Source organism: Blastomonas sp., from assembly GCF_041747255.1.
Classification (GTDB): Bacteria; Pseudomonadota; Alphaproteobacteria; order Sphingomonadales; family Sphingomonadaceae; genus Blastomonas.
On the sequence record NZ_JBGTFM010000155.1, the window covers coordinates 1 to 3,799 of the forward strand.

5 protein-coding genes are annotated in these 3,799 nt (G+C 63.5%); 1 reads left to right on the forward strand and 4 read right to left on the reverse strand.

The window, feature by feature from the left end; genetic code table 11:
• The 4 genes from ACEW8G_RS05590 to ACEW8G_RS05605 all read right to left on the reverse strand — a co-directional run.
• On the reverse strand, nt 1–486 hold a 486-nt coding region (locus ACEW8G_RS05590; protein WP_373487454.1), incomplete at its 3' end, for a serine aminopeptidase domain-containing protein.
• Nucleotides 483–1,208, reverse strand: a complete 726-nt coding sequence (locus ACEW8G_RS05595; RefSeq protein WP_373487455.1) for a hypothetical protein — start codon at nt 1,206–1,208, stop codon at nt 483–485. The genes ACEW8G_RS05595 and ACEW8G_RS05590, both read right to left, overlap by 4 nt.
• On the reverse strand, nt 1,205–1,489 hold the full coding sequence (locus tag ACEW8G_RS05600; protein WP_373487456.1) for an acyl carrier protein: 285 nt from the start codon (nt 1,487–1,489) through the stop codon (nt 1,205–1,207). Before ACEW8G_RS05600 ends, ACEW8G_RS05595 begins: the two co-directional genes overlap by 4 nt.
• 58 nt (nt 1,490–1,547) lie before the next feature.
• Nucleotides 1,548–2,597, reverse strand: coding sequence for a GNAT family N-acetyltransferase (locus ACEW8G_RS05605; protein WP_373487457.1), 1,050 nt, complete (start codon nt 2,595–2,597; stop codon nt 1,548–1,550).
• Between the two features lie 32 nt (nt 2,598–2,629).
• Between ACEW8G_RS05605 and ACEW8G_RS05610 the strand changes: the two genes are divergently transcribed.
• On the forward strand, nt 2,630–3,799 hold a 1,170-nt coding region (locus ACEW8G_RS05610; RefSeq protein ID WP_373487458.1), incomplete at its 3' end, for an AMP-binding protein.

The window sequence follows — 3,799 nt, forward strand, 5'->3', positions numbered from 1 at the left end:
CTTGAGCTTGGCGAGGTAGCGCGCGCGGATCGCGCCTGCAGTCATCGTGCTCGCGGCGTCTGCATCGTTCGTATCGTCACCGTCGGTATCGAGCGTCCACATGTTTGCGAGCAACAATGCGTCCACCCCCGCCTGCGGTCCGAACAGCGCGAGCGCGCTCGCCGCGTCGCAGTTGCCGAACGCGACGATACGGCTCACCTGAGGCGCGTGTTGGCGCAGCGCCGCCACTGCCGCAGCAATGTCGGGCGCACTCGACAAAAAGCCGCCATTCTCGCCGCTGCTGTCGCCGATGCCGCGCCGGTCATAGCGCAGCACCGGGTGGCCCTCAGCGGCGATATCTGCAGCCAGATGCGCCATGCCGGCATGCGCGCCCGAGCGGATTTCATTGCCGCCGCTGACGATCAGCAGTGCAGTTTTGCCAGCTGCATCATCGAGCGTCGCGGCGAGCGTTGCGCCATCGCAGGTGACACTGAAATGCTGCCTCATGGCTGTATCTGCACGCCGCGCGACCACGCGGCAATGTCATCTGCCATGGCGCGCGCCATCTGTGGATCATGCCCGGGCTCGGCGCGCAACCACATGGGCGCACCGACAATCCGGCCGTCCGCATCCAGCGGATCGTCGGCAAAGCGCACCAGCCGCACCCCGGCCTGCGCCGCTGGTTCGGCATTGTTGAGTTCGCGCACCATAGTCGCTGACAAACGGTTGCCCGCGAGTTCAATCCCCCGGCTGTGCGCAGTTTCCATGAGTGCGTCGGTGGTGCTGGTGACGCCCGTCTCGCGGTCCGCCGCGATTTTTGTGCGCAGCATCGCGCGCAGCAATTGCGCGCCCTTGACCGGCGCGAGCCGCCAGCGCGGCACATCGCCCAGCGCATCATCGATAAGGCATCCGCCGCGCATGCTGGCAATATGGCTGACCGGCCCAAGCTGCTGGGCACACGTGATCAGCGCGGCCTGCCACAGGCTGATGCTAGCGCTGTCCGGCGGGGCGAGGCTCTCGTTGCCGCCCGGCAGATCGGGGATCAGGCTGGCAATGCCATGTCTGGCCAGCATGCGCGCAGCCTCTACCACCAGATGACGCAGCCGGTTGGCCTCATCGAACAGCGGCAGCACGAACAGCACTGCCGGTGCGTCCACCGGCCCAAAGCGCAGGCATAATTCCGCGCGTCCATCGAACCGGTATGAAACAGACCGCTGGCTGTCGCTCACGCGGCCAGCTTTGCCTTTGCGAAATCGACCAGATTGCCGAAATTCTCGAACAAAGCGCCGTCGACTTCGTCATCCTCGATCAGGATGCCCAAACGGTCCTCCATCTCGGTGAGCAGCCCTGCGACCGCCATCGAATCGAGCTCGGGCAGCGCGCCGAACAGCTCGGTGTCGCGGTCAAAACCGGCAACCTGCGCTTCCGACAGGCCCAGAATGTCCCGTAGCACATGGCGCACGGCTGTTTCGGCGGCATCGGACGACCCTTCGGTCAGGTTTTCGCTCACAAATGACCCCCTCTTGGCCGCGATGGTCATCGTCTCGGCCCGATGTAGGCGCAGATGCTTAGTCTTTCCCGATTCGGGCGGCAAGGCCTGCCATGCGCTGCCGGGCGATGTAGGGCCAGGCGAGGGGTGAACGTGGCCAGAGCAGCTCAATCCGGTAACGCGGCCGCACGTCTTCCATCCAGTCGCGCTTGTAGGGATCGTTGCCAGTGCCGAAATCGACCAGCTGCACGCGATCGATATCGATGACGTGCCGGAACAGCGCGTGCGTCAGCAGTGTGCCCGGCGAGGCCTGCAATGTCTGCTCGTCATGCGCGAGCTTGTGGATATAGGCGGTGCCGTTTTCCACTGTCCAGAACTGCGCTGCCACGGCTTTGCCCTCAATGCTGGCAACCCCCAGCCGCAGCCGTCCGGCCTCGGATTCGCGCTGCGCCAGCCAGCGCAGAAACTCAGGATTGCTCTCTTCGGGTTTCCAGCTGCGCGCGTAGATTGCTTCATAATCCCGCCAGCTGGGCAGGTTAAAACGGGTTTCGATGCGCAGATCGACAACGCCCTTTTTGCCCTTGCGCTTCACGGTTGAGCGCAGCTGGCCGGGACGGCCTTCCCAATATTCGTCGAAGCTGCGGCCTTTGAGTTGCAGCACATGGTTGTCGTCGCACTGTTCGCGCGTCACCAGCCAGCCTGCTTCGCTGAAGGCATCGACGATCAGGCTGGCCGAGCCATCCTCGTCAGGCACTGGCGACAGGACGACACGGTGTGTTTTCTTCGTCAGGTTACGCGCGCCTTGCACCATCAAATGGTGGCGCCGTGCAGGGTCGGGATGGCCGCCGAACACCGGGCGCCACATGAAGCTATACCAGTTTGACATCGAACGGTGGCCGCTGCGGCCGCCACCAACCAGATGCAGCTTGACCGCCTCGCCGCGTTCCGCCGCATAGGCAATCAACGGCTGCTGGGCTGCGAGGCAATGCCGATGCAGCCCGTCAAACCACAAGGCGCGGTCAAACAGCCCAATCGTCTGCGGGTCATAGGCGGTATAATGCCGGGGCGCTAATGCTTGCACGAGCTGCAGGTTAGCATGATATTCACCATTCAAGCTCATGAACCCCATGATCGACAGTCCTTCACATATGCAGGCCGTTCTTGACGACTTTTGACCCCATCAAAGCGCAACCGCTTGATCACCTCGTCCTGCGCGGCGTGGGTCGCGCCGACGCGTTGGTGCTGCGTGATGAGACCCTTACCTACGATGTCTTAAACTTGCGTATCGGATTGCTTGCGCATTGGTTAACCGCAATCCGGCTGGCGCATGGTGACAGAATCGCGACATGGCTCCCCAAAAATGAAACGACCTGCCTGATGCCGCTGGCTGCGGCGCGCGCGGGCGTGGTGCATGTGCCGATCAACCCAGTGCTCAAGCGGGCGCAGGTCGCGCATATTCTTGCCGACAGCGGCGCGCGGATGCTGATCGCCAACCAGACGCGGATCAACGCGCTGCAACCCGGCGATGTTCCCGCAGACTGCATGGTCTATGAAGACACCGATACGATGGAAAAGTGGAAGGCGGGCGAAATGAGCGCGCACCCATCACATCGCGACCCTTCCGACCTCGCCGCGATCCTCTATACTTCGGGATCGACCGGCAAGCCCAAGGGGGTGATGCTCAGCCATGCCAACATGTGGCTCGGCGCGTTGAGCGTGGCGCAGTATCTGGACCTCAAATTTTCTGACAGGACGCTGTGCGTGCTGCCGCTCAGCTTTGATTACGGGCAGAACCAGCTGCTATCGACCTGGGCGGCGGGGGGTACGGCGGTGCCGCTCGATTATCTGATGGCGCGCGATGTCATCAAGGCCTGCGCCGTGCACCAGATCACGACGCTCGCAGCCGTGCCGCCCTTATGGGTGCAACTGGTCGAGCATGACTGGCCAGAATCGGCGACCGAACATATGCGCCGTCTCACCAACAGCGGCGGCGCGCTCGGCCCGGCGCTGGTCAGGCAGCTGCGCGAGAAGTTTGCGACGACGCGCATCTTTGCGATGTATGGCCTTACCGAAGCGTTTCGCTCGACCTATCTTGACCCCGACCTGATCGATGCCAACCCGACCTCGATTGGCCAGGCGATCCCACATGCCGAGATCATGGTTGTCAACGATGCAGGCGAAGCCGCCGCGCCGGGCGAGGAGGGCGAGCTGGTCCACGCCGGGCCGCTGGTGGCGCAGGGCTATTGGCAGGATGCGGCGCGTACCGCTGAACGCTTCCGGCGCGCGCCATCGTTCTCGCAATATGGCGGCATGGCGGTCTGGTCGGGCGAC

Excerpts from the sequence above, each read along its gene's own strand:
- ACEW8G_RS05605 (WP_373487457.1), bottom strand. The coding sequence starts at position 2,597 with ATGGGGTTCATGAGCTTGAATGGTGAATATCATGCTAACCTGCAGCTC.